Below are 25,175 nucleotides of genomic sequence, written 5' to 3'. Positions count from 1 at the left end.
TACACCTAAATAAAGGGTGTTAACAATAGTTCTCTGAGTGTTTGCTCGATTGCGTGCTAACTAAACGCCCCTAAATCACCCCTGCCCGCTGGCTGTTAACCAGTGCCAAGCGGCTTCTAGCCCCGCTAAACCCCAAATATTAAAGGCAAACACGGTTAATAAAGCGAGAGGAGTAAGATAGCGCACAATCGGGAACCACACCTTATGCCAAGCGCCTAGCTCGGTACGAGAATGGGTTGCTTGCATTTTCCAACCGACAAATAAAGCGATGAACAAGGCGCCGAGCGGCATCATAATATTGGCAGTTAAATAATCATAAAGGTCGAATAGCGTTTTACTTTCAAAACGCGAAAACATGGCCAGCGGCGTAACCTCACTCCACACATTAAGAGATAGAACGGTGGTGATACCGAGCAACCACGCCGCAATACCGCCACCGATGGCGGCCTTAACTCGGCTAATACCTTTTTCATTTAAGTAGCTAACCAAAGACTCCAACATAGAGATGGAGGAGGTCCAAGCGGCAAACAGCAGTAACACAAAAAATAAAGTCGCAAAAAAGCCACCGCCAGGCATTTGGCCAAAGGCAACCGGCAGTGTCACAAAGATAAGACCCGGCCCTTCGCCGGCGGCTAAGCCATTAGCAAACACAATCGGGAAAATAGCCAAGCCGGCTAATAACGCCACGCCTGTGTCCATGATGGCGACCACCACTGCTGTGCGCGCAATAGAGACGTGTTGCGGTAAGTAAGCGCCATAGGCCATCATGGCGCCACTGGCTAAGCTCAAAGTGAAAAAGGCATGGCCTAAGGCGGTTAATACCCCCTCAGCGGTGAGCGCCGTAAAGTCAGGCTTAAATAAAAAAGTTAAGGTCTGTGCAAAATGTCCGGTCGTGCTGGCATAGCCCACCAAGATCAATAACAGCACAAATAAAGCCGGCATTAACTTAGTAACGGCGCGCTCTAGGCCATGGCGTACGCCACCTGCCGATACTAATACCGTCATCACCATAAAAGCAGAGTGCCAAACTAATAACTGGCCAGGTGAGGCTAGCAGCTGACCAAACAGAGCGCCTGAGTTATCGGCACTAATGTCACTAAATTCTCCCTTTAGCGCCGAGAGAATATAGGGCATGGTCCAGCCGGCAATCACACTATAAAATGACAAAATGATAAAGGCGGCCAGCGTCGCCATAATACCCACCCCCACCCACTGTTTACTACGCCCTTCATCATTTGCTACCGCGGCCATGGTGCCAATTGGGCTTTTTCGGCCACGCCGCCCCAACATAACTTCTGACATCATCAAGGGTAAGCCAATAATGGCAATACAGGCTAAATACACTAAGACAAAAGCACCGCCGCCATTTTCACCGGTAATATAAGGAAACTTCCAAATATTGCCCAAGCCCACCGCCGAGCCCACGGCCGCCATAATAAATACAAAACGGCTTGACCATAAAGTGGTAGGCATACCCGCAGATGACGTTGACGCTAATTGCTGATGGTTAGGCACGGACGTAGCCACTCCTGTTACTGAGCTAAGCGTAAATACGCTCGAAAAGTTCGCAGTTTAAAGGCCACGAATTAAAAAAGTCAGCGATTGCTCGGCAAAAAAGCCAGCTGACAGCATGAACGGCTATTTTGCCATTAACGGCGCCGATAGGAAAATTTAAGCCGCTTAGCGCGCCCATTTACTTACCCCTGGGTAGCCGCCTCCGGTGAGCTCTTTTATAAACGAGGAAGGAATTTGCTGATCTGCCAATAAAAACACTTGTTGGCGCGCCCGGGTTAAGCCTACATATAACAAGCGCCGCTCTTCTGCATAAGGAAAAGTTTCTGCGCTGGCCAGTAAGCTATCTAACAGAGCCGTGGTATTTTGCTCAGGTGGAAACCCATATTTTCCCCGGCTTAAGCCGAGTAAAATGACATGATCGGCTTCTTTGCCTTTTGCACCATGTAGTGTTTGCGTGTGCAGCGCCAGGTTGGGAAAGCGCTTTCGCCATGCACTCAGTTGTGCCTCGTCGGGCAGAGTAAACCGAAACCGCGCTAACAGATAACAAGACGCTGCCTCTCCTTCACCTGCTATTTGTGCGAGCAGACGGCTAATAGCATCTATTTGGCTGTTTGGCGCAACGGGTAGCACATGCACGTTTGGCGAGGCGCTTTTATGATGAGTATTCAGTGTTTTTGGGAGTTGTTCGGGATTTTGCTGGACAAAGCGACTGGCTACTTGCTCAATTTGATTATTAAAGCGAAACGTTTTATCCAATTTGGTCACGCGTGTGGCACCAAAGTGCTCGGCAAAATTAAGCGTTAAGCCTACATCGGCGCCGCTAAAACGATAGATAGCTTGCCAATCATCGCCGACACAAAATAAGGAGAGCTCGTGGGCAGCATCACGCAGCGCTTGTAACAGTGCGGCGCGCGGAGGCGATATATCTTGAAATTCATCCACTAAGATATAACGCCATGGCGGCGAAAATCGCCCTTGGCGCACTAGTTCTGTGGCCTGCTCTATCATGTCGTCAAAATCTATGTGCTCTTGTTCAGCCAAGGTTTGTTGATAACGATGTAACAGTGGCAGCACTAATTGCAGCTGCGCGTTAAGCTCAGGCGTTAAGTCATCAGCATCTGGCTCACCATTGAGCTTAAGTGCGGCCACTATTGGCGCCCACTCTCTGGCCACACGTAGGTAATCAGGTTGGGGCAGAACTTGAAAGCGGTGTTGGCGCAACCAAGTATCTAAGCCTTGTTTATAATCTGCATCTTCTGCACACAGTTGGGCCAGCCACCCAGCCATCGCTTGTAAGCGGCTGCGCTCTTGTTGCGCAAGAGGGCTAAGTATGGGCGCCTGATCCTGGACTTGACGTAGTATCATTAAGCCTAGAGCGTGAAAAGTACTGGCTTGCACCTCTTGGGTGTAGACACAGTGGGCTAAGCGCTGAGTCATTTCATTGGCGGCCTCGTTACCAAATGCCAGTAACAACAGCTCTTGGGGATCCGCTTGGTTTGACGCTACTAAAAAAGCAGCGCGCGCCATCATCACACTGGTTTTACCACAGCCCGCACCGGCGAGGACTAGGTTATGGTCTTCATCTATGACACAGGCGAGGCGCTGGGCCTGCGTTAATGGGTGGGCTTCAAGGCTATTAAATAAGTCGGCATAATCATTCAGCATTTGCTGACAATAATCGCTACAGCATTGCTCACGCCAATCTTCATCGGCACGGCTTAAACTGGCCATAAGCTCAAACGCGGCCGCTTCTCGATCACTGAGCCCTTTAGGCAGCGTTAAATTGGACCAATTAAGATGAGCTAATTTTTTAGTCTCGGCTTGTAAGTGCTGCCAACGAGAGTGGCGTAAATATCCTCGCTCTAAAATAGCTAAACAGGACTCGGCTAAAGGTAGCACGCGGGTGGCTTGAAAACGAAACCAAGCTAAGTTGAGTGCGCTATGCAAGGCATGCGCCGTGGCCTCTGGCAACCAACCTAGCTCTATCTCCCCTTGAGCACAATATAAGCGCACTCGATATAATCTGCGCCCTTGAGCTAAACGAGCAGGCGCAGTCAGCTTAGCCCAGGCTAAGGAGTGGCGTTCTTTTTTAAGATGCAGCAACAGTCCATCTGGTGTTATCTCACAACCTAAGAAAGGATGATTAAACCAAGGGGCCAACCAGTGCGCCCGAAACATCTGCATAAAAGCCTCAACACTGCCTTTGATAGGCATATTAATTTAAGTAACACCCGCTGCATCCAGATTATTTACGAACCAAGCTAAGCATTATTTATGCGCTAATATATCAGAATTAAGGGGTTATGCGTTTGCTGTTATTAACAGGTAAGCGTGTGCTTAATAAATAAAAAACCTACCTGCAGACCTATCGTCTTTTAAGTTGAGAGATTTTTAAGTAGTAGTGCATGTTATTACTTAATAGGCATAAAAAAAGCCGCAAGTGCGGCTTTAAAATTATAAAACGTAGGCTTAGCGTAAATGCGCCGCATGAAAGCGTAGATGATCTTCAATAAAACTAGCGATAAAGTAATAGCTATGATCGTAGCCAGGCTGCATACGTAAGGTCAATTGCGCCTGGGCTTGCTGAGCCGCTTGTTCAAGCGCATGAGGTTTAAGCTGTTCTGTTAAGAAGTTATCAGCAGCGCCTTGATCCACTAAGATGGGGAGCGAGCAGCCTTTACTCATTAACAGTAAGCTGGCGTCATAATGCGCCCACATTTGGCGATCTGAGCCTAAATAAGCGCCTAACGCTTTATGTCCCCAAGGGCAATCACTGGGATTGCTAATGGGCGCAAAGGCCGATATCGACACAAAGCGCTCGGGATTTCTTAGCGCCAACACCAGTGCGCCGTGGCCGCCCATAGAATGACCACTAATGGCGCGCTTATCAGTGAGCGGCAGCTGCGCTTCGACCAAGTTGGGTAGCTCATGCAAGACATAATCATACATTTGGTAGTGTTGATGCCAAGGCGCTTGAGTGGCATTGACGTAAAAGCCTGCCCCCAAGCCTAGATCGTAGGCGCCTTGTTCATCATCAGCTACGCCCTCGCCTCTGGGGCTAGTATCAGGAATAATCAGCGCTAACCCTAACTCAGCAGCCACGCGCTGGGCACCGGCTTTGCTAGAGAAGTTTTCATCGGTACAAGTTAAACCAGATAACCAATAAAGCGCAGGCACCGGTCCCTCTTTAGCTTGGGGCGGCAAAAACACCGAAAACTGCATGCTACAATTAAGCACTTTAGAGTCGTGCTGATAGCGAATTTGACGACCACCAAAACAAATTTGTTCTTGCACAATTTGCATAAGAGCTCCTTAAAAGATAACGAAAAGCACTAAGCGCTGAGTTCGGCAGTTACTTATCGTAGTGGATAACCGAGCGAATAGACTTACCCTGCTCCATAAGCTCAAAGGCATGGTTAATATCTGCTAAGCCCATGGTATGAGTAATAAAAGTATCCAGCTCAAAATCGCCATTTAAATACTGCTCAACAATACCGGGTAACTGGGAACGCCCTTTCACGCCACCAAAGGCAGAGCCGCGCCATACGCGACCCGTCACTAGCTGAAAAGGACGGGTAGAAATTTCTTGACCCGCGCCTGCTACCCCAATAATGACCGACTCACCCCAGCCTTTATGACAGGCTTCTAGGGCGGAGCGCATCACTTTTACGTTACCAATACACTCAAAAGAAAAATCGACACCACCATCTGTCATATCGACGATGACTTCTTGTATCGGTTTATCAAAGTTATTGGGATTAATGCAGTCTGTAGCACCCAGTTGTTTGGCCACTTCAAATTTATCTTCATTAATGTCGATAGCAATAATGCGGCTCGCTTTGGCCATCACAGCACCAATAATCACTGCCAAGCCAATGCCGCCTAAGCCAAATACCGCAACAGTATCGCCCGCTTGTACCTTAGCTGTGTGTTTTACTGCACCTAGCCCTGTGGTCACGCCACAGCCAAGCAAACAGACTTTTTCAAGTGGCGCTTCTTTATTAATTTTGGCTAAAGATATTTCAGGGACGACGGTGCGCTCCGCAAAAGTAGAACACCCCATATAATGAAAAATAGGCTGGCCGTCTTTATAAAAGCGCGTGGTGCCATCTGGCATTAAACCTTGGCCTTGGGTAGTGCGTACTGCTTGGCAAAGGTTGGTTTTACCAGAAGTACAAAATTTACATTCACCGCACTCGGCGGTGTATAAGGGGATCACATGATCACCGACTGCTAGGCTAGTGACTCCCTCGCCAATGGCTTCTACGATACCACCGCCTTCATGGCCTAAAATCGCTGGGAAAATACCTTCTGGATCATCACCGGATAACGTAAAAGCATCGGTGTGACAAACGCCCGTCGCTACGATACGCACTAACACTTCCCCTTTTTTGGGGGCATCAGATCCACTTCTTCAATTGACAGTGGTTGGCCTGCAGCCCAAGCAACGGCGGCACGTGTTTTAATCATGTCCATAGTTCACTCCAGTTATGAGTCGATAACAATAAAAGGATAAGCAAAGAAGGTAGTAGGCTACTAATCGCAGCTTAAAGAAGCCTAGCTCCTTAAGCACAGTAACGCTGGTGGCTGTCATTGTATTACAGCATTTTCAAGGAACAATGGCCTAATAAGGAAATGATTTTTACTGAATGGTAACAATAAAATCGTCTGCGTTTATAACAAAGTCATTTAGTCGTAAAAAAAACCGCACATTTTGCGGTTTTTTATTTTTAGTTGTTTGCTGCTTTTACATCTGCGATTGCAGGTAGTTCTGTAAGCCCACTTTATTAATCAGACCCACTTGTTGCTCTAACCAGTGCGTGTGATCATTTTCGGTGTCATCTAACAGCACTTGTAACATATCTCGGGTTTGATAGTCTCGCTCTTGCTCACATAGCGCCATGACGTTGCGCAAGTCCACAATAACTTTGAGCTCTAAGTCCAGATCACTTTGCAGCATGCTGGGCACATCTTTACCGATATTCAGCGGTGCGCGCGCCACCATATTGGGCGTGCCGCCTAAAAATAAAATACGCTCGATAATCAAAGATGCATGACCTTTTTCATCATCAAACTCATGATCAATTCGCTCATACAGCTTTTGAAAACCCCAGTCTTCATACATACGAGAGTGAATAAAGTACTGATCCATTGAGCTTAGCTCACCCGCTAATAAATCATTTAGCGCGTCTATAATTTTGACATTGCCTTTCATATTCATCTCCCCTTACATTTGCGATTGCAGGTAGTTCTCAAGGCCAACCGCAGTAATTAAGTCTAGTTGGGTCTCTATCCAGTCTAAATGCTGTTCTTCATATTCTTCAATTTCGCATAATAACGCGCGCGATACGTATTCTTGGATGGACTCGCAATAAGCGATAGCCTCTTTTAATACTCCCAGTTGCTCTTGCACTTGCAGTTGATCGCAGTGCAGCATTTCTTGGGCATTTTCCCCAATACGCAACCGGTTCAAGTGCTGCAGATTAGGCAGGCCTTCTAGAAATAATATCCGCTCAATCAGCTTATCGGCCTGCTTCATGTCTTTAATGGACTTTTTATATTCGCGCTCATCAAGCTGGTGCAACCCCCAGTTTTTAAACATGCGGGCATGCAAAAAATACTGATTAATGGAGGTGAGCTCTATGCTCAATACCTGATTTAGGTACTCAATGACTTTTTTATCGCCTTTCATAATATCCTCCTCTTAAATTGTTGGCTAAGCATAGTCGTTAATGGCGTAGTTTACAAACCAGCACCTAGATAAGTGTTTGATTTTACTTGGATAACGTAGTCGCAATGAGAATGAATGTAATTAGCAAACCTCTTTTAGCTTACTCTTTTAACGCTTAACGTCACACGTCTTTTGCTTAAACGCTGGCATAAAAAAACCGCGAAAAATCGCGGCTTTTTATAAGAGTTAACTTAGTGCTTATAGCACACAGCTTAAGGCTAAACTGAGTTATTTCACCCAAATAGGATTGGAATAAGCTTTATTGCCTTGTACGTCTTCTACAATCCACTGCATCCAAGTGCGGTTAGGCGGTACCGGCACGCCGGTTCTAAACAGCTTAGCGCCGTTAATTTTCCAACCGGCCACTTGTACGCCATCTAACCAAATTTCCGCTTTAGCTAGGCCAAGATCCGAGCGAAACTCAACTTCTGTTTTACTAAACGGCTCAGCTTCACCGCCAAAGTTAGTGGTTAATGGATACACCTCGGGACCAAAGCTGACAAAGCTATGGCCTCGGGCAGCAGCGCGGGCGAAGTCGGCTGTAATACGACCTTTAGGCGTATAGGCATATACTTTTCCGCTGTGTTGCTTGGCATTTTTAAGTAAAGGACCGGCATTCAGATAAACACGCTCTCCTCTGTCCCAACGTTGGCGCATCACTGAGAGGTAGTTTTCAAAATTGCCATCGATGGGCTTTAAATCAAACAGACCCAGTTCCGCTTGAGGGCTACTGCTGGTATAAAACTGCTGCTCGCTTTCTAAGCTGCCTAAGGAGCCCGCACTTAACCAAGCGCTGAACTCGCGATTTTTACCACTATAAGAGCGGCGCAGATCATCGGTTTCATATAAGGTATTTAAATTATTCTGTAACTGAGCAGAGCTCCAGTGATTACGCACCATACGCGTCATGTCGTTATAATTGGCCACATCACTATTATCTATCGCTTGGTTACGCTCTAACTGATAACCAGCAAATAATGGGTCGTCAACTGCATCGGGTAAGGTAGTGGTTAATTTTACGCCTGGGTAGTCTTTGCTCACCTCATAGCGACTCACTACTTCTTGATTATTCCAACTGCGGGTCACTTCTATAACTAGTTCATCCGCAGTTTGTTTAACTATCTTGGTGTTTTGATATTTAAAATCACCGCTGCCAGGGACAAAGTCCACCGACTTTACTAAGTCTTTGGTGTACGCCCCTTCTTTTACCATAGCGAGATCCACTAGCGCGCCTTGCGAGAGCGCAAAAGCAAAATAAGGGGTAGTTACAGTAATGTCATCTGCGCCTTTTGCATTCCCATCCACTATATGAGTGGGACCATGGCTAACATCAATTTTACTGGCGATGTCATTGGACTTAGAAGAGCAAGCGGTTAACGCCATAGCGGCCAATAAAGTGAGGCCTGTTTTATAAAAGCGCATAGTAAAAACCTTGAATTAAGGAACAATAATAAAGTGAGAATTTTGACAGGAATTAATCAGAACTCAAGTTTTGTGCAGTCTCATATTTGGCTAAGCCCAGGCTAGCATTTAGCGCATCACTGGTTAGCAGGGGGCTTATTTAAGCCAAAACGAGTTTAGTCTAGTGCTGTTTATCTGGCTTTGCTTTTTAAATCGCTAACAGCAAGGCACGACACAATAAGACGCCAAAGGCATTTGGTCTTATTAGCGCGAGCGAGCTTAATGGCTCAAAAAGCGACCTTGGCTTAGTTCACGCTCACGCTGGCACTCGGCTAAGTAAATAGCAGCCACGACTGGCACTTGAGTGAAATAGTCATCTATGGCCTTGGAGACCATAAGCTCCAAGGTCTTTTCATTTTTAGCCATGCGAAACTTACGTAACCAATAAAATTTATCGATTAAGTCGCTCTCAAGAGGCGGGTTTTCAGTCATCAAAGGGTATAGATCCAAATAGGTAGTGTTAAGGGAGCCTAATTACTCCCCTCACCATTAGCGATTTCTGGGAACGAAACCTAATACATCATATACATTTTCCAAAGTACGCGCAGCTTTAGCACGCGCTTTATCACTGCCTCGCGCTAATATTTCACCTAATGCGACTTCATCTGACCGTAGTTCATGAAAGCGCGCTTGTATAGGCGTGAGCATCCCTAACACCGCATCCGCTGTTTCTGTCTTTAAGTGGCCATACATCTTGCCCGTAAAGTGGTGCTCTAACTCTTTAATGCTTTGTCCTGTCGCACCCGACATTAAAGTAAGCAAATTAGATACCCCAGGCTTAGTCGCGGTATCAAATCGCACCACCGCCGGCTCTTCAGAGTCGGTTACCGCGCGTTTAAGCTTTTTAGTAATCACTTTCGGGGCTTCGAGCAAACCGATAAAGTTATTTAAATTTTCATCCGACTTAGACATTTTCTTGGTCGGCTCTTGCAAGCTCATAATACGGGCGCCATCGGTGGCAATAAATGGCTCAGGTACCCTAAATATATCGCCGTAGAGTTGGTTAAAACGAAAGGCCACATCGCGTGCTAGCTCTAAATGCTGCTTTTGATCGTCGCCCACCGGCACTTGGCTTGTTTGATAAAGTAAAATGTCAGCAGCCATTAGCGCGGGATAAGTAAATAAGCCGGCATTAATATTTTGCGCATGGCGGCTAGACTTGTCTTTAAATTGCGTCATGCGCGAGAGCTCGCCAAATTGAGTATAACAATTTAATACCCAAGCTAATTCAGCATGCTCTGGCACATGAGATTGAATAAAAATAGTACTTTGCTCAGGATCAAGGCCAATTGCTAAATAGAGAGCGGCGGCATCTAAGCAAGCGGCGCGCAATGCTTTAGGGTCTTGGCGCACAGTAATAGCATGCATATCCACGATGCAATATAAGCAGTCGTAGTCTTGTTGCATCTTTACCCAGTGGCGAAGTGCCCCCATATAATTACCTATCGTCAGTTGGCCAGAAGGCTGGGCACCACTAAAAACGACGGGTTTAGCAAAAGCCTGTGCTTGCTGTTCAACCATTGAGCTATTCCTTGTAAGCATTTTTAATATTAAGAGTTAATCATTAGCGCCGCTTTAACCACCTAGCTAATCAGCAGCGACATGGGCTCTTGCGCTAATTTTTATTTAAGGGGTGCGGATTTTTCACTAACTCGATTAAGCCTCGAATATCATCTAGCACCCAGTCAGGTTGGCTGGTAGCGATAGATTTTCCGTAGTTATAGCCATAGGTCAAACCCGCAACTTGCATGCCGGCCGCCTTAGCCGCCAACACATCGTTTTCTGAGTCGCCGACCATAATGCTGTGGCTGGGCAAAATATTAAGCGCCTGACAGGTATGTAATAAAGGCGCGGGATCGGGTTTTTTTTGCGCTAAACTATCACCGCCTAAAGCATGAGAAAAAAACGGTACTAACTGGGTAGCCGCTAAAATATCGGGTACAAATCGAAAGGGCTTATTAGTGACTAAGGCAAGCGTTAGCCCTGCGGCTTTTAGCGCGTTTAAGGTCTCTATTACTCCGGGAAATAAACGGATTTCTTGGTGTGCCACACTTTGGTAAGCGTCAGCAAATAATACTCGCCCTTCTTTAATTAGGCTGGCTTTAGGTGGCGTTTGCTGAGCATCAGCGAGCGCGCGCTGTACTAAGATATCGGCGCCATTACCAATCCATAATTGGACTGTCTGGGCCGACACCTCACTAAAGCCTAGCTGCGAGCGCATGATATTAATCGCTTGCCACAGCTGAGGCAGGCTGTCGATCAAGGTGCCATCTAGATCAAATTGCACCAAGTGAATAGGTAAACGAGCTTTATTCATTAACGCGTGCCAGCTCACGGCGCATTTGTGCAATCACCGCTTTATAATCGCTTTGGCCAAAAATCGCCGAGCCTGCCACAAACATATCGGCGCCCGCTTCGGCAATGGCGCGAATATTATCAACCTTTACGCCACCATCAATTTCTAAGCGAATATTGCGCCCACTGTCATCAATAAGACGACGAACTTGGCGCAACTTATCTAACGTCCCGCTAATAAAAGACTGACCGCCAAAACCAGGATTGACCGACATCAGTAAAATAACGTCCACTTTATCTAGCACATAATCTAAATAACTTAAGGGAGTGGCGGGGTTAAAGACTAAGCCTGCTTGGCAGCCGTGCTCTTTAATAAGCCCTAAGGTTCTATCTATGTGCTCAGAGGCTTCAGGATGAAAGGTGATAATAGACGCGCCCGCCTTAGCAAACTGTGGGACTAGGGCATCCACGGGTTTTACCATTAAGTGCACATCTATGGGAGCCGTAATGCCGTGATCGCGCAGCGCTTGGCAGACCATAGGCCCGATAGTGAGATTAGGCACATAGTGATTGTCCATCACATCAAAGTGCACCACATCGGCACCCGCTTGCAGCACATTATCGACCTCTTCGCCTAGGCGGGCAAAGTTAGCCGATAATATTGAGGGGGCAATCAGATATTCGCTCATGGGCGTTCCCTTTAGACACAAAAACGCCCTAATTCTATCTTAAATTACGCGTTAGCACCAAGCTCTGTCGTACCCCGCAGGCGGGGAAGATGGCGTTTGAGAAGCGCGTTCTTTTTAGGTTTGCACAGAATTTGTGGGCGTAAATAAGGCGAGCAGTTCATCCACTCGTTTACGGGTATGAGCATGGCGACTAATGGTGCGCTTAACCGACACCACCTGTAGATCAGCACCGCGATACAGCTCTCGAGTTAAGGGGATGTCGTGATTGCTGACTAATACTGGCACCCCTTGGGCCGCGGTTTCCCGCGCCAAGCGCGCCAATATCGCTTGATCATCTAACGTAAAACCATTTGCGGCATAGGTAGTAAAGCTGGCACTGCTGGATAAAGGGGCATAAGGCGGATCGCAGTAAAAAACTTGCTCAGCGCTGGCACTAGCAAACATCTCTGCGTAGCTTTTACACACAAAAGTGGCTAATTGTGCTTTTTCGGCAAAAAACCACAACTCTCGCTCGGGAAAATACGGTTTTTTATAGGCGCCAAAAGGCACATTAAAACCACCACTTTTGTTATAGCGGCATAAACCGTTATAACCGTGGCGATTTAAATATAAAAATAATAATGCGCGGCGAAATTGATCGCGCTCTTGATTAAAAGCAATCCGAAAGTCGTAATAAGCGCTTTTATCATTATTCATCGGTACAAATAACTGCGCCGCTTCTCGAATAAAAATATCAGGTTGGCTTTTTAATAGGTTATACAGATGGATAAGATCGGCGTTAATATCAGCCAGTAAGTAAGACTCAAAATTTGAGTTAAGAAAGACGGAGCCTGCGCCCATAAAGGGCTCTACTAATTGGCGAGCCTCAGGCAGGCGGGCATTAATATTCTCTACTAGGCCGTATTTGCCACCAGCCCATTTTAAAAACGCCCGCGTCTTTGTCATTTTTACCACTAAAACCGAACCAATAAAGGGCGCGCATTGTAACCATTAGCCCCTCTCATGACTAGGGCTGGATTTCTTTTTGCACTTGGCCAAAGGGCTTGGGCCAAGGCTTAGCGGCTTGTATTTCTGGCGCGAAATCTTTAATGGCGTCTCTTGCATGCTTGGCAGAAACGTAATCCCCTTGCACCAAAATAAACCACGGCTGACCATCTATGGTACGAGGGTAAATCCAAGCCGGATCCAGTTTATGCTGGCTAACTAACGCCTCTAACACGGCCTTATTACGCCCCGCTAATAATTGTAAAGTATAACGCTGGGCTGATCGTTGCTTTAAGTTTTCCACACTACCTAAGTGAGCAGCAGTCGCAGCCTTTGGACTCGCTTTAGGGGCGACTGGCTGAGCGTGTTCTTTACTGGGGGCAGGTGCTTTGGGAGCGGGTGGCGCGGGCACAGCAGCAGAAGCGTCTGACTCTCGCTCCATAAGTTGCGACACTACATCATCTTCAATAACCACCCGCTCTTTATCACTGTCATCTAAGGTTTGGGTATCTGTGGCAGCTATGGTGGGCGACTCTGGAAGGGCGACCGCTGGCCAGTCTTGCACAACGTCTTCAGTATTAGCTGGCGTTTCAGAGTTGGGCTCAGCCGTTATCGCAGGCTGATTGGGCACGGCGTTAGGCAAAGTATTTACTTGCTCTGGCGTGGCGGGCAGCTGCTCAGGCTTATCTGTGCCTGGCGTTAAACTTACAATCACAATTAATAACACCACCACAATTAATATAGTCAGCAATGCTTTAACGGATTTTTGTTCTAATAAGTAGCGGTAATCATTAATCTTCATTGGTGGCTCCATCATATCGATGACTTGACCCGGATACTGGATATCACGAGCCGCATCTAGGGGGGCTGAAATTTTAACGCGTGCCAAAGTTGCTCAAGATCGCTAGCCGTTAACGGTGGCACCTCAACTTCAAGCACTTGGCTGGGTGATAATTCATCTATTTGCGCCCGGACTTGTTGTGCCCACTCGGGTGTGCCCAGCAATACCATAAAGGGGCGGATCGCCGCTGGCAACGTTGCATAGAGCTCCACTAGCTCTTGTAATTGAATATCAGTTAACCAAGCGCCATTGTCTACTATCAGCAAACGTTTATGTAAACTTTTCGCTAACAAGCGCGTCATAGAAATGGTAAGCGAATCTTGAGCATCAAAAATGGCGCCAGCAAACCACTGGCTTAATAAAGCTTCACGAAATTTTTCATGACTATCAAGTGCTTTCGCATCTAACAATACTGGGTAACTCAAGCTAGTTTGCTCGAGTAATTGGTGTGCTAGATGGCTTTTACCGGCCCCTTTTGGGCCCGTTAGCAAGATAAAGTCAGTTTCAAGCCGAGAGAGATGGCGCAGCCGCGCCAGCAGCTGCTGTTGAGAAGAGAAAGGTAAACTAACGGTTTGGCTCACCCCAATGATTCCGACACCACCACGCCTAATTGTTGCTCGCTGACATCGCTCACTACCTGTGCCTTACCAATGCCTTGGGGCAAAACTAAGCGTAATTGGCCAGCTAATACTTTTTTATCACGCATCATATGCGGCAAATACTGACTAAGGCTCATCGAACTTGGGCCCACCACGGGCAACTTAGCGGCCAGTAAGAGTGCTCTCACACGCGCCACTTCTTGTTCCGTCATGTCACCGCGCAGGCGCGCCGTATAACAGGCTTGCAGGGTGCCCACAGCCACGGCTTCACCATGTAACCAATTGCCATACCCCATTTCAGCTTCTATGGCATGACCAAAGGTATGACCTAGGTTCAATAAGGCACGCACTCCATGCTCGCGCTCATCACAGGCCACCATATCTGCTTTAATCTCGCAGCAGCGGCGAATGGCATAGCTCAGCGCCTCAGGGTCAAGCTGTTGTAACCGCTCAATGTTTTGCTCTAACCAAGCAAAAAAATCGGCATCCCAAATAATGCCGTATTTAATGACCTCAGCCATACCGGCAGCAAACTCGCGCTCAGGCAGAGTTTGTAAGCAAAGCGTGTCTATCAATACTAATTGGGGCTGATAGAAAGCACCTATCATGTTTTTCCCAAGCGGGTGGTTAACTGCCGTTTTCCCCCCCACGGAAGAGTCTACCTGCGCCAACAAGGTGGTGGGCACCTGAATAAAAGGCACGCCCCGCTGATAACAAGCAGCAGAAAAACCGGTCAGGTCGCCAATCACGCCTCCGCCCAAGGCAATCAGTGTGGTATCGCGACCATGATTACCCGCCAGCAAAGTGCTCATGACTTGGTTAAAGGTCTCCACACTTTTAAACTGCTCGCCATCGGGCAAAATAAGCGTTTCAACCTGTAACGGCGCTAAGGACGTTAACAGCGTATCAAGATACAAAGGAGCCACGACATCGTTAGTGACCACCATGACTTTGCTACCCGAGATGGCGCTGCGCAGTTGCTCGCCTTGAATAAGCAAGTGTTCAGCGATGAGGATGGGGTAGCTGCGCTCACCCAAACTTACAGTTAACCTTTCCATGGATCTCCTGGCCTTACAGGCCGATCAATTCGGCAATGTGATTGGCGACCAGCTTGGCACCTTGTTCGTCGGTGCGCACCACGTAATCGGCAATTTCTAAATACAGCTCATTACGCTCTGCAGCTAATCGCTTGAGCACATCTTCGGGGGCTTCTTCTGTTTGCAATAACGGACGACGTTTATCTTTTTGTACGCGCGCCAGCTGTTTTTCTACTGGGGTCTCTAAATAAACAACTATGCCGCGCGCTGATAAACGATTGCGGCTTTCTTTGCTTTTTATTGAGCCACCGCCTGTTGCCAACACAATGCCTTGTAACTCACTTAGGTCATTGATGACTTTTTCTTCACGGTCGCGAAAGCCTTCTTCGCCCTCTACATCAAATACCCAGCTGATATCGGCACCGGTGCGGCGCTCAATCTCATGATCGGAGTCGTAAAACTCCATGTGCAGTTGTTGCGCTAGGTATTTACCGATGGTGCTCTTGCCCGCACCCATAGGCCCTACAAGGAAGATATTGCGTTTCTCAGCCATGTTACACGAAATTCTCACAAACAAATGCGCCCCACGAACACCGCAGGGTCGACGATGGACCTAACCTTAACTTTCTGAAATTGGACGCCGGATTATCGCAACTGAACCGGTCGCTGGCAAGCGACAACGATCATTGAGGATCAAAGAGGCCTTGAGGCTGGTCTCATGTCTGGCATTCCGTTTCTCGTTTTAGGTCTGTTGGCGGTAAATATAGCCGCTGTTATTCAGGGCATAGACATACTAAAAATCAAATACTAGCTCGCACAATACGGATCAAAGCGCAGATAATCAACTCGACTTAAAAACGAAAGCTAATTAATTTACTGACCTACATCAAGCAATTAACCGCTCATTTGGCCCTACTTCTCACTGTTGTGCACTCTAAGACACTATTAATCATATAGCGTTAATACCTTAACTTCAGTGGTGGCTAAGCAGGGCGCGTTATTTGCTTGAAACTCGCTTATTGCTTGGCGCTGCAAGGTTAAACTTTGCGCCTCTATCTTTACTACGCGCCCTATTACATTGGTTCCCCCTTGTGCATTTGAGCTAATAGTTAGCGTCTGATTGTCTTTATCCATATTCAACACCTGCCCTATGCTTACCGATAGCGGCGGCTCATTGGTTATTTGAATTAAGGCAAGCGCCCTAGGCCCAGCCACATCTTGTTTAATAAAGGTGGCTTTTAGCGTTAATGGCGGCAGGGTTGGCAGTACACAGGAGACTAAAGGAGAGTCGGACATAGTTAAAGAAAGAGAAGTAGGCTCTTTAAGTGGTGGGGCTGCTTGTTCTGGCGCTACTGGCCAATTAAAAGGGTCACGCGTTGAGCGCGGTAAAAACTCAAGGGAAGGATCAGACTCGCGAATAAGACCCGTGGCTGAGATGGACTTTGCATTAGCATAGCTAGGCGCTGTTATAGCATTAGCACCGCTTAACACACTGCTCAAGATAGCCATTAGCACGAGTAATTGACGCCCTTGTTTGTACTTTATTGCGCTCATGGCATGACTCCTTGTGAGTCTACGTAGGCGCGAGCAGATACTTTTAGGCTCAACCTTTGCTGATGGTTAGTACTCTGAGGTTCACCTTGTATGGCGAGCTGCTCAATCTCTAAGAGCCGAGGAAAGGCCACTAGCGCGGCGATAAAATGACCTAATTGTGCATAATTTCCGAGCGCAGTTAACTGTAATGGCAGTGCTGTTACTTGTGTTAATACCTGCTCGCCCTGCCATTGTATGCCTTGTAAAATCACTCCTTCTTGAGCCGCTACATGACTGAGCTTCTCCAGTAATACAGCGGTCTGTTTTTGCTTAGGGAGACTTTGCTCAACGAATATTAATTGAGCCGCGAATGACGCGCTAGACAAAGACTCAGAGGTTAACTGCTTAGCCTGAGCTTGCTGCATCTTTAGTTTATGATTAAGAACTTGTTGGTGTGACTTTACTTGTTGCCACTGCTGCCTAGGCTCTTTTACCAAGCCATAATGCGCTACTCCATACACCAACATTCCCACCATGCTTAACAGCATTAACTTGGCCGGCCATGGCCAACTGGCCACATGACTCAGTTCAAGCTCTTGCAAGCCTCTGATCATGGCTGCACCTGTAAGTCGCTAGACATTCGAGTATCACTTACCTCTTTGCTTGCAAATATATGTGGTGACCCTCTCTTTGTCAGCCTTGCAAACGCTTGCTGTGGCGATATTAAAGCCGTGGTCTCTGGAGTAGCGGATAACATGCTTACGCGCAGTACAAACTGAGTATTGCGCTCCTCGGATAAGGCTTGAGTGGTCAATAAAGGAGTGTGTACCCAAGCCGAAGCTTCTATGGCTTGTAAAGTTAAGGAGAGCTGCTGATAAGTGTGTGCCTCACCCTTTAACTCCAGATGAGGAGGTGAAAAATGCAAAGAGCTAAGCTTTACGCCCGTGGGCAGCCACAGCGGTAAGTCATTAATCAGTTGCACTACAGGGCGATTATTAAAGCGAATGTGCTGAATAAAATTATCTTGCCAAGCAAGCTGGTTAATTTGTTTGTGCTGTTGCTCTAGCGTAACTAACTGCGCGCCTTGCTCATCACTCATTTGTTGTAGCTGCTGATTACGTTGCTGTACAAGGATAACTTTTCGTTTAACCAAGCCACTATTAATCCAAGCGGCCATTAGGCTTAATATGGCGACACCAAACGCAAGAGCCATAAAATGGCGTGTGTGGCGCAGGTGTTGCCACTCTCGCCAAGGTAATAGATTTATATTCGACATGGCGCCACCCGGTAACTGGCTACTCTTAACGCTAATCCCAGCGCGGTAGCAAATTCTGGGGAAGCGGGATCACTGGGCGCATCCTGTCCAAAAGCGTGAGCAAAACTTAAGACTTGCAGTTTAAAGTCAAGCTGGGTGCTTAAAGGTGAAATTAGCTGAGAAAGCCCAGCCACAGTGCCACACAGCACGCCTAAGCTTGGCAGAGCCTGAGCAGACTGGCTCATAAAAAGTTGCAATTGGCGCTTAGCATGATGCACCACAGCATCAGTATTTATCGACAGTTCGCGCTCAAGTGCTAAGAACTGTAATCGCTGGTAGATAATCTGGCCATCGAGAAGCACCATAAACAATAAGCTCTCATGGCTGAGCTCTAAGACCAGTACACTTTGCCCTTGCCGAGGCGCTAATAAAAAATCTACCGCGCGTGCCAGCGCATGATAGTTAATATCCACAATTTGAGGGCGCCAACCCACTTGGCGCAGTAATGCCACTCTGGCTTTAACTTGAGCACGGTGTGCTGCACTTAGTAACAGGCGCTGCTGGCTGGCGGCAGCGTCGCTGGCTTCTAGCACTTCATAATCAATATAAATATCGTCAGCTGACTCAGTCAGATGCTCAGCCACTAACTGCTTAACATGATGGGCCATTAAGTCCGGCGCCAAATCATTAGGTACATCAAATACTTTTGTTAATACGCCATGCCCTCTCACGGCGGTGGCGACCTCAAGCGTGCTTATTTTTAAACGACGACGCAATTGTTTAAGTGCGCTGAACACTTGTAGGTGATTATGCAATTGATGATCGATAATGGCGCCGCTTGGCAGCGATACTTTAGCCAGTGCCTGTAGCTGATAGTCGCAACCCGTGGCTTGTTCTTGATAACTTAAGGCCACGCCATAAATAGAGTGCGCATTAAAATCGACCCCAATTAAGTGGGCATGCGCGCTGCTTTGTCTAGCAAAAATAGGTAGTTGCCAGATGACGCTCAGAGTTGAGTAAAATCTAGTAACTAAAGAATAAGATAAGTCATTAGCTAACGACTTAGTATTCGCTGATTTCAACATACGCATCCATGCAGTTGAGGGTCATGGCTTAATAATAGTCGGCATTTAGTGAGTGAGAATGGGTGTGCTTAAAAACAAAGCGCTCGAATAAATAGCCCGACACAGGATATACTTGTAGCCTTAATGATTATTAAAAAATTCTAGGTTATTACTTCATGCTTAAATGGCTAACCCGCCTCTTTTTATTGGGCTTATTCTTGGCACTCTGCGCCGTCGCCGGTGTGTTTGTGCTTTATCAGCAGGTTAAGCCTGAGCTGCCCGATGTTTCTGAACTGAAAGATATCCGCCTTGAAATACCCATGCGTATTTTCAGTCAAGATAATGAGCTCATCTCACAATATGGCGAACAAAGACGCACCCCTATCGCCATTGCCGATATGCCCTCACAACTTATTGACGCGGTTTTAGCCACAGAAGACGCTCGTTTTTATGAACACCCTGGCATTGATATCATTGGTATCAGCCGGGCCGCTACCGTGTGGTTTACTACGGGTGAAAAGCGCCAAGGCGCCAGTACCATCACCCAACAAGTGGCACGCAACTTCTTTTTAAGCCGAGAAAAAACCGTTACCCGCAAAATTAAAGAAATTTTTCTGGCCCTGCATATTGAGTCCTTGTTAAGCAAAGATGAAATTTTGGCCTTGTACTTAAATAAAATCCCCCTAGGTCATCGCTCTCATGGTGTGGGCGCTGCGGCACAGGTGTATTACGGCAAAGAAGTCTCGGAGTTAACGTTAGCTGAGTCAGCCATGATCGCCGGCCTGCCCCAAGGCCCTTCAGTATTAAATCCAATTAGTAACCCAGCGCGCGCCGCTGAGCGCAGAGCCGTGGTGTTAGGGCGCATGTTAGAAACCGGTAAAATTAATCGCGTGCAATACAATGAAGCCATGGAAGCCCCCGTAGCCACGCGCTACCACGGCGCTGAAATCACCTTAAATGCACCTTATGTCGCAGAAATGGCGCATCAATTTGCGCTGAGTATGTTTGGTGAAGAGGCCTATACCAAGGGCTTAAAAGTTTATACCACCATTGACTCCAAGGAGCAGCAAGCCGGCACTCAAGCCTTAGTGGATGGCTTATTAGCCTATGATTTACGCCACGGCTATCGTGGTGCGACCGATCATTTATGGCAAGACTCGCCATGGTCTTTGGATAAAATTGAAGAATATTTAGCCGGGCAACCCAGTTATTGGCCGTTAGAGCCTGCCATAGTGACAGAGGTTAGCGCACAGAGCGCCACTGTTATCGCAAAAAATCAAGGTGAGCAAACACTCGCTTGGGACGGCTTAAAATGGGCACGCCCTTATATTTCTGACGCTCGCCAAGGCCATGCACTGCGCCAAGCCAGTGCGGCCCTTAAGGCAGGAGATCTAATTTGGATCCGCCCCCAAGGTGAGCAGTGGATGCTGGCGCAATTGCCAGAAATTAATGGGGCATTGGCCGCCCTTGATCCTAATAACGGCGCCATTACTGCCATAGTAGGCGGCTTTAACTTTACTTTAAATAAATTCAATCGTGCTCAGCAAGCTGAGCGCCAGATGGGCTCTAATATTAAACCCTTTATTTATTCTGCAGCACTGGATAATGGCTATAGCCTAGCGAGCATGGTCAACGATGCGCCTATTAACCACTGGGATCCGGGCAGTGGTAAAAGCTGGCGCCCTCGTAACTCGCCTAATGTGTATGATGGCCCTATTAGAGTTAGAGAAGCATTGGCACGTTCTAAAAACGTGGTATCTATTCGCCTACTACAAGGCGCCGGCATTCCTGCGGCATTACAACGCCTTAATGACTTAGGCTTTGATACTGAGCGTATTCCGGCCACCGACAGTTTAGCACTAGGCTCGCCCTCAGCCACGCCTTTACAGATGGTTACCGGTTATGCCGCCTTTGCTAATGGCGGTAAAAAAGTCACGCCTTATATCGTAGAACGCATCGAAGATAGCCAAGGCGTTACCTTATATGAAGCTCAGCCGCAAACCACTCAGGTACTCAGTGAAGAAACAGCGTTTTTAATCAGCCAAGCGTTAAGCTCAGCTATTTGGGGGGGCACCAGTAATGGCCGCCACTGGAATGGCACCGGCTGGCGTGCTGGTAAAGCACTAGAGAGAAAAGATATCGCCGGCAAAACTGGCACCACCAACGACTCGCGTGATGCTTGGTTCTCTGGCTTTACCCCAGATCGGGTAGCCAGTGCTTGGGTAGGATTTGATGACTTTGCACGGCCCTTAGGGCGCACCGCTTACAATGCTAACTTAGATGGCAGTCAAGTCGCGGGAGGCGAGTTTGGCGCAAGTACAGCGCTGCCCATTTGGATTGCGTATATGAAAGCGGCACTGGCGGATTTTCCCGAGCATATTAAAGACATGCCCGAGGGCTTATACACCACCACTATCGATCCCAATACCGGCTTAAAGACCAATGGCGAGGGCATTACTGAATATTTTGTGCCAGGTAGTGAGCCTAAATATTACAGCCTGCCAGAAACACGCCAGTCGTTTGGCGGCACTAGCGTCACAGATGACTTATTTTAATTCTCTATCATGCCTTTATTATCCACGCTACGGCGTGGATTTTTTTATCTGGCTTAAGCGCTAGGCCTAACTAAGAAAGACAAACTGTCTTGCACTCGCTTGGCAATTTCATTAAAGCAGGGGCGGCGTACTGAGTGATGACGATAGAGCAAACTAATCGCTCGGCTTGGCTCAGGATCTATAACGCGGATATAACATATATTGCCATCAAGATGCTGAGCAGTAATAGCCAGCTCAGGCATTAAGGTTAAACCCGAGCCTGCGGCCACCATGTTACGTAAGGTTTCAAGGCTAGTAGCCTTAAAGTGGGTGTCTTCACCTATACCAGCGGCAAAGCAATAGCCCATCGCTTGATCACGCAAACAATGGCCATCTTCTAACATCAGTAATTTTTCGCCTTTTAGCTCGCTTAACGAGACAGACTGGCGCTTTGCCCACGCATGATCGCTGGGCAGCGCCAATAGCATAGGCTCATGATATAAAGGCACGCTAGCAAAGCTTTCCATATGATCAAGCTCTGCCAACATCAGGCAATCTAGCTCACCGTCTGCTAATTGCTTAAGTAAGGTATGAGTTTGTGCTTCATGTAAATAAAGCTGCAACTCTGGAAAGTGTAATTTTAAGCTAGGAATAATATGGGGCAGTAAATAGGGTCCTACAGTAGGAATAAGCCCAAGATGCAGCTCACCCGACATAGGATCACGATAAGTACGCGCAATATCTGTTAACTCTTTAGTTTCCGCCAAAATTCGCTTCGCTTGTGCGGTGACCGCCAGCCCTGCAGGAGTCAACAATACGGAGCGAGAAGTGCGCTCAATGAGGATCACACCTAGCTCTTCTTCTAATTTTCGTAACTGCCCGCTTAAGGTGGGCTGACTCACAAAACACTTTTCTGCCGCTTTGCGAAAGTGCAGCTCTTGTGAGAGCGCTACTAAGTATTCAAGATCCCGTAAATTCATATAGATCCTTAAAACAGCGCTGAGCGCCAAGTTAAACAAGGCGCTATCTGTAGCAGTACTGCATAAAGTAGAGGGGGCTTTAAAGCCCTTTGCTACCCTTGTTTAGTATGAGAGCCAAGCAGATAGCGCAAACCAAAACGGAGCTGGCGTTAGTCCCCTACCCCACATTCCATACAGTGATCTTCAATCGGCGCGCCCAGTGCTAAGTTAGCATTTAAGTCACGCAGCGCCGTTCTTAAGCCCTCTTCGATTACCGGATGATAAAAAGGTAAGGTCAGCATATGGGCGACTGTCATCTTACTTTGATGCGCCCAAGCTAATAAATGCGCTATATGCTCAGCATCGGGGGCCAGCATTTCTGCTCCTAAAAAACGCCCCGTGCCATGCTCGCCATAAACTCGTAGCAGCCCTTGGTTTTTTGCCATTAATCGGCTGCGACCTTGGTTTTCAAAGCTCACTTCTCCTACTGCAAAGTTAAAGTGGCGTTCTGCTGTTGTTTTGGCTTGCAGCTGGGCATAGGTGCTGCCTACCAAAGCGATTTGAGGTGCGGTAAAAACAATCGCTAAGGCACTGTGTCTTAACCCTGGGCTTACCTTAGGAAAGTGTGCCGCATTATGTCCAGCAATGCGCCCTTGGTCATTAGCTTCATGTAAAAGAGGCAGTTGATTACTGGCATCACCTGCCAGAAAAATATGCTTAATACTGGTTTGCATGGTGTGGGGATCGGTAATCGGCACGCCTTTGTCATCTAGCGCTAAATCCAACACTTCTAAACCCAGCTGATCCACATTAGGCCGGCGCCCAGTCGCGGCAATCACATAATCGACGGCAATGTTTTTATTACCCTCTTCAAGATGAGTAAAGGTGATAGCAACCTGCTCATCTACGCGGTGCATATCCTGTACCTTGGCATCTAGGTCCAAATAAAATTCATTAGCAAAGAGTTGGTTCGCGTAGTGGCGCACTTTTTCATCGCTAAAGGGCCCTAACTGACCGCCTCGGCCAAACATCCATACCTTAACACCTAAGCGCTGCAGGGCTTGGCCAAGCTCTAAGCCAATCACGCCGGGGCCAAATAACGCCACCGACTGCGGCAGCTTATCCCAATTAAAGACATCATCATTGATCACTAATCGATCGCCGAGTGCTTGCCAGTCAAAGGGATAGCTTGCCCGAGAGCCGGTAGCGATGACGACACTGTTAGCGCTCACTTTAGTGTGCTCATCCACCATCAAAGTATGAGCGTCAATAAAGCGCGCCCGACCGCTTATTTTATTGGTGGCAGGAATAGAGTCGATAGAGTCAATAACAAGCTTTACAAAGCGATCGCGCTCATCTTGCAGCCGTTTCATGACTTTTTTGCCATCTATCTTCATCTTGCCAGACTGAATACCAAATAAAGGCGCTTGGCGTACCGCATGAGCACTATCGGCGGCGGCAATTAATAATTTAGAGGGCATACAGCCCACTCGAGCACAGGTAGTGCCAATAGGGCCAGACTCAATAATAACGACTTTTTTACCCGCTTGACTCGCAGTGCGCCACGCCGCTAAACCCGCGCTACCGCTGCCGATAATGGCGACATCAACTTGAATATGTTCAGGCATTGAGACTCCTTAATAATGAAACTCGCCTTAACGTTAGCTTAAATCGAGTCGATAAACCGCCTGCCTCTGCTCAAATCTTGCTCGGCCTATTTTTAACAAGTGCGTTATTAGTAAAAGGCGTGTTAACCCAGATGTTTTAACTAACACAGCCATAAAAAAGCGGCGCCGAACTAGTTCGGCACCGCTATTAGCAAAGTTAACAGCTTAAAACATCAGCAATTTAAGCGAAATAGGCGGCTAACTCTTCACTGCCACCAATATGCTGGCCATCAATAAACACTTGCGGCACTGTGCTACGACCCGATACTGCTTTTAAAGTGGCACTATTAATGTCTTTGCCTAACACCACTTCTTGGTAACGGAGATTTTTGTCGGCCAATAATTGCTTAGCGCGCACACAAAACGGACAGCCTGGCTTGGTAAAAATACTAATGGCCGAGGGCTTAGCCGCCTCAGGGTTAATATAAGCTAACATAGTGTCGGCATCAGACACTTCAAACGGGTCACCTGGTTTATTAGGTTCAATAAACATCTTGTCGATAATGCCGTCTTTCACCAGCATAGAATAACGCCAAGAGCGCTTACCAAATCCTAAGTCTTGCTTATCGACTAACATGCCCATGCCATCGGTAAACTCACCATTACCATCAGGCAATACACGAATATGCTCCGCTTCTTGATCTGCCAACCAGGCATTCATTACAAAAGTATCATTGACACTGATACACACTATCTCATCGACGCCATTTTCTGCTAACACACCGGCTAGCTCGTTATAACGAGGTAAATGGGTGGAAGAACAAGTAGGTGTAAAAGCACCCGGCAGCGAAAATACGGCGACTGTTTTGCCTTTAAAAATCTCATCGCTGCTAACATCACACCACTCGTCCCCATTACGGGTTCTAAAAGTAACTTGGGGTACGGCCTGACCTGTTTTATCTTCTAACATAACTCACTCCTTAACGAGGGTATCTGCTGGATAAGTGGCGTTTATCACTGCTCGCCACTGCAATAGACTCAGTATGCCTAGCTTAGTCCTTTAAGAGAAAA

At 47.3% G+C, this 25,175-nt stretch carries 23 protein-coding genes and 1 pseudogene; 1 reads left to right on the top strand and 23 read right to left on the bottom strand.

Annotated features, from left to right (window positions below; all coding sequences use genetic code 11):
- Window positions 1-75: 75 nt before the first annotated feature.
- From CBP12_RS13055 to pilM, 20 genes and pseudogenes are all read right to left on the bottom strand, one after another.
- Window positions 76-1,515: a sodium-dependent transporter gene (locus tag CBP12_RS13055; protein ID WP_232455087.1), complete on the bottom strand. Its 1,440-nt coding sequence runs from the start codon at window positions 1,513-1,515 to the stop codon at window positions 76-78.
- Between the two features lie 165 nt (window positions 1,516-1,680).
- Window positions 1,681-3,699 carry a UvrD-helicase domain-containing protein gene (locus CBP12_RS13050; RefSeq protein WP_086965594.1) on the bottom strand — a complete coding sequence of 673 codons (2,019 nt, stop codon included), beginning with the start codon at window positions 3,697-3,699 and terminating at the stop codon, window positions 1,681-1,683.
- 285 nt (window positions 3,700-3,984) lie between these two features.
- Complete coding sequence (gene fghA, locus CBP12_RS13045) at window positions 3,985-4,818, bottom strand: S-formylglutathione hydrolase (protein ID WP_086965088.1); 834 nt, start codon at window positions 4,816-4,818, stop codon at window positions 3,985-3,987.
- Between the two features lie 49 nt (window positions 4,819-4,867).
- A pseudogene (locus CBP12_RS13040) lies at window positions 4,868-5,991 on the bottom strand (S-(hydroxymethyl)glutathione dehydrogenase/class III alcohol dehydrogenase).
- Between the two features lie 271 nt (window positions 5,992-6,262).
- Entirely contained in the window at window positions 6,263-6,730 is a 468-nt protein-coding gene (bfr, locus tag CBP12_RS13035; RefSeq protein WP_086965086.1) for a bacterioferritin, read from the bottom strand.
- A gap of 12 nt (window positions 6,731-6,742) precedes the next feature.
- Complete coding sequence (gene bfr, locus CBP12_RS13030; RefSeq protein ID WP_086965084.1) at window positions 6,743-7,207, bottom strand: bacterioferritin; 465 nt, start codon at window positions 7,205-7,207, stop codon at window positions 6,743-6,745.
- Window positions 7,208-7,474: 267 nt separating this feature from the next.
- Window positions 7,475-8,668 carry a CehA/McbA family metallohydrolase domain-containing protein gene (locus tag CBP12_RS13025; protein ID WP_086965082.1) on the bottom strand — a complete coding sequence of 398 codons (1,194 nt, stop codon included), beginning with the start codon at window positions 8,666-8,668 and terminating at the stop codon, window positions 7,475-7,477.
- Window positions 8,669-8,926: 258 nt separating this feature from the next.
- Window positions 8,927-9,139 carry a hypothetical protein gene (locus CBP12_RS13020; RefSeq protein ID WP_086965080.1) on the bottom strand — a complete coding sequence of 71 codons (213 nt, stop codon included), beginning with the start codon at window positions 9,137-9,139 and terminating at the stop codon, window positions 8,927-8,929.
- Between the two features lie 57 nt (window positions 9,140-9,196).
- Window positions 9,197-10,228 carry a tryptophan--tRNA ligase gene (gene trpS / locus CBP12_RS13015; RefSeq protein ID WP_086965078.1) on the bottom strand — a complete coding sequence of 344 codons (1,032 nt, stop codon included), beginning with the start codon at window positions 10,226-10,228 and terminating at the stop codon, window positions 9,197-9,199.
- 94 nt (window positions 10,229-10,322) lie between these two features.
- On the bottom strand, window positions 10,323-11,024 hold the full coding sequence (locus CBP12_RS13010; protein ID WP_086965076.1) for a phosphoglycolate phosphatase: 702 nt from the start codon (window positions 11,022-11,024) through the stop codon (window positions 10,323-10,325).
- A complete protein-coding gene (gene rpe / locus CBP12_RS13005; protein WP_086965074.1) occupies window positions 11,017-11,691 on the bottom strand; it encodes a ribulose-phosphate 3-epimerase in 675 nt (224 codons plus the stop codon). The genes CBP12_RS13010 and rpe overlap by 8 nt, the downstream gene beginning before the upstream one ends.
- Window positions 11,692-11,805: 114 nt before the next feature.
- Complete coding sequence (locus CBP12_RS13000; protein ID WP_086965072.1) at window positions 11,806-12,636, bottom strand: Dam family site-specific DNA-(adenine-N6)-methyltransferase; 831 nt, start codon at window positions 12,634-12,636, stop codon at window positions 11,806-11,808.
- A gap of 61 nt (window positions 12,637-12,697) precedes the next feature.
- Window positions 12,698-13,477, bottom strand: coding sequence for an SPOR domain-containing protein (locus CBP12_RS13800; protein WP_232455086.1), 780 nt, complete (start codon window positions 13,475-13,477; stop codon window positions 12,698-12,700).
- Window positions 13,478-13,533: 56 nt separating this feature from the next.
- Window positions 13,534-14,097, bottom strand: a complete 564-nt coding sequence (locus CBP12_RS13795) for an ATP-binding protein (RefSeq protein WP_232455085.1) — start codon at window positions 14,095-14,097, stop codon at window positions 13,534-13,536.
- Complete coding sequence (gene aroB, locus CBP12_RS12990) at window positions 14,094-15,173, bottom strand: 3-dehydroquinate synthase (RefSeq protein ID WP_086965069.1); 1,080 nt, start codon at window positions 15,171-15,173, stop codon at window positions 14,094-14,096. Before aroB ends, CBP12_RS13795 begins: the two co-directional genes overlap by 4 nt.
- Before the next feature lie 13 nt (window positions 15,174-15,186).
- Complete coding sequence (aroK, locus tag CBP12_RS12985) at window positions 15,187-15,705, bottom strand: shikimate kinase AroK (protein ID WP_086965067.1); 519 nt, start codon at window positions 15,703-15,705, stop codon at window positions 15,187-15,189.
- Between the two features lie 392 nt (window positions 15,706-16,097).
- Window positions 16,098-16,706, bottom strand: a complete 609-nt coding sequence (locus CBP12_RS12980) for a hypothetical protein (protein ID WP_086965065.1) — start codon at window positions 16,704-16,706, stop codon at window positions 16,098-16,100.
- Window positions 16,703-17,299 carry a type IV pilus inner membrane component PilO gene (locus tag CBP12_RS12975; protein WP_086965063.1) on the bottom strand — a complete coding sequence of 199 codons (597 nt, stop codon included), beginning with the start codon at window positions 17,297-17,299 and terminating at the stop codon, window positions 16,703-16,705. The genes CBP12_RS12980 and CBP12_RS12975 overlap by 4 nt, the downstream gene beginning before the upstream one ends.
- Entirely contained in the window at window positions 17,296-17,961 is a 666-nt protein-coding gene (locus CBP12_RS12970; RefSeq protein WP_086965062.1) for a PilN domain-containing protein, read from the bottom strand. The genes CBP12_RS12975 and CBP12_RS12970 overlap by 4 nt, the downstream gene beginning before the upstream one ends.
- Window positions 17,949-19,025: a type IV pilus biogenesis protein PilM gene (gene pilM, locus CBP12_RS12965; RefSeq protein ID WP_157420115.1), complete on the bottom strand. Its 1,077-nt coding sequence runs from the start codon at window positions 19,023-19,025 to the stop codon at window positions 17,949-17,951. The genes CBP12_RS12970 and pilM overlap by 13 nt, the downstream gene beginning before the upstream one ends.
- A gap of 155 nt (window positions 19,026-19,180) precedes the next feature.
- Between pilM and CBP12_RS12960 the strand changes: the two genes are divergently transcribed.
- Window positions 19,181-21,559 carry a penicillin-binding protein 1A gene (locus tag CBP12_RS12960; RefSeq protein ID WP_086965058.1) on the top strand — a complete coding sequence of 793 codons (2,379 nt, stop codon included), beginning with the start codon at window positions 19,181-19,183 and terminating at the stop codon, window positions 21,557-21,559.
- A gap of 53 nt (window positions 21,560-21,612) precedes the next feature.
- Here the strand turns inward: CBP12_RS12960 and oxyR are convergent, their stop codons facing one another.
- The 3 genes from oxyR to CBP12_RS13915 form a co-directional block, all read right to left on the bottom strand.
- Complete coding sequence (gene oxyR, locus CBP12_RS12955; RefSeq protein WP_086965056.1) at window positions 21,613-22,518, bottom strand: DNA-binding transcriptional regulator OxyR; 906 nt, start codon at window positions 22,516-22,518, stop codon at window positions 21,613-21,615.
- Between the two features lie 149 nt (window positions 22,519-22,667).
- Window positions 22,668-24,125 (bottom strand): dihydrolipoyl dehydrogenase, encoded by a 1,458-nt coding sequence (locus tag CBP12_RS12950; protein WP_086965054.1) that lies wholly within the window; start codon window positions 24,123-24,125, stop codon window positions 22,668-22,670.
- Window positions 24,126-24,345: 220 nt separating this feature from the next.
- Complete coding sequence (locus tag CBP12_RS13915) at window positions 24,346-25,074, bottom strand: glutathione peroxidase (protein WP_086965052.1); 729 nt, start codon at window positions 25,072-25,074, stop codon at window positions 24,346-24,348.
- Window positions 25,075-25,175: the final 101 nt, after the last annotated feature.

The organism is Oceanisphaera avium, from assembly GCF_002157875.1.
Taxonomy (GTDB): domain Bacteria; phylum Pseudomonadota; class Gammaproteobacteria; order Enterobacterales; family Aeromonadaceae; genus Oceanimonas; species Oceanimonas avium.
Note: the sequence above shows the minus strand (reverse complement) of the source record. Positions and strands in the feature narration are given on the sequence as shown.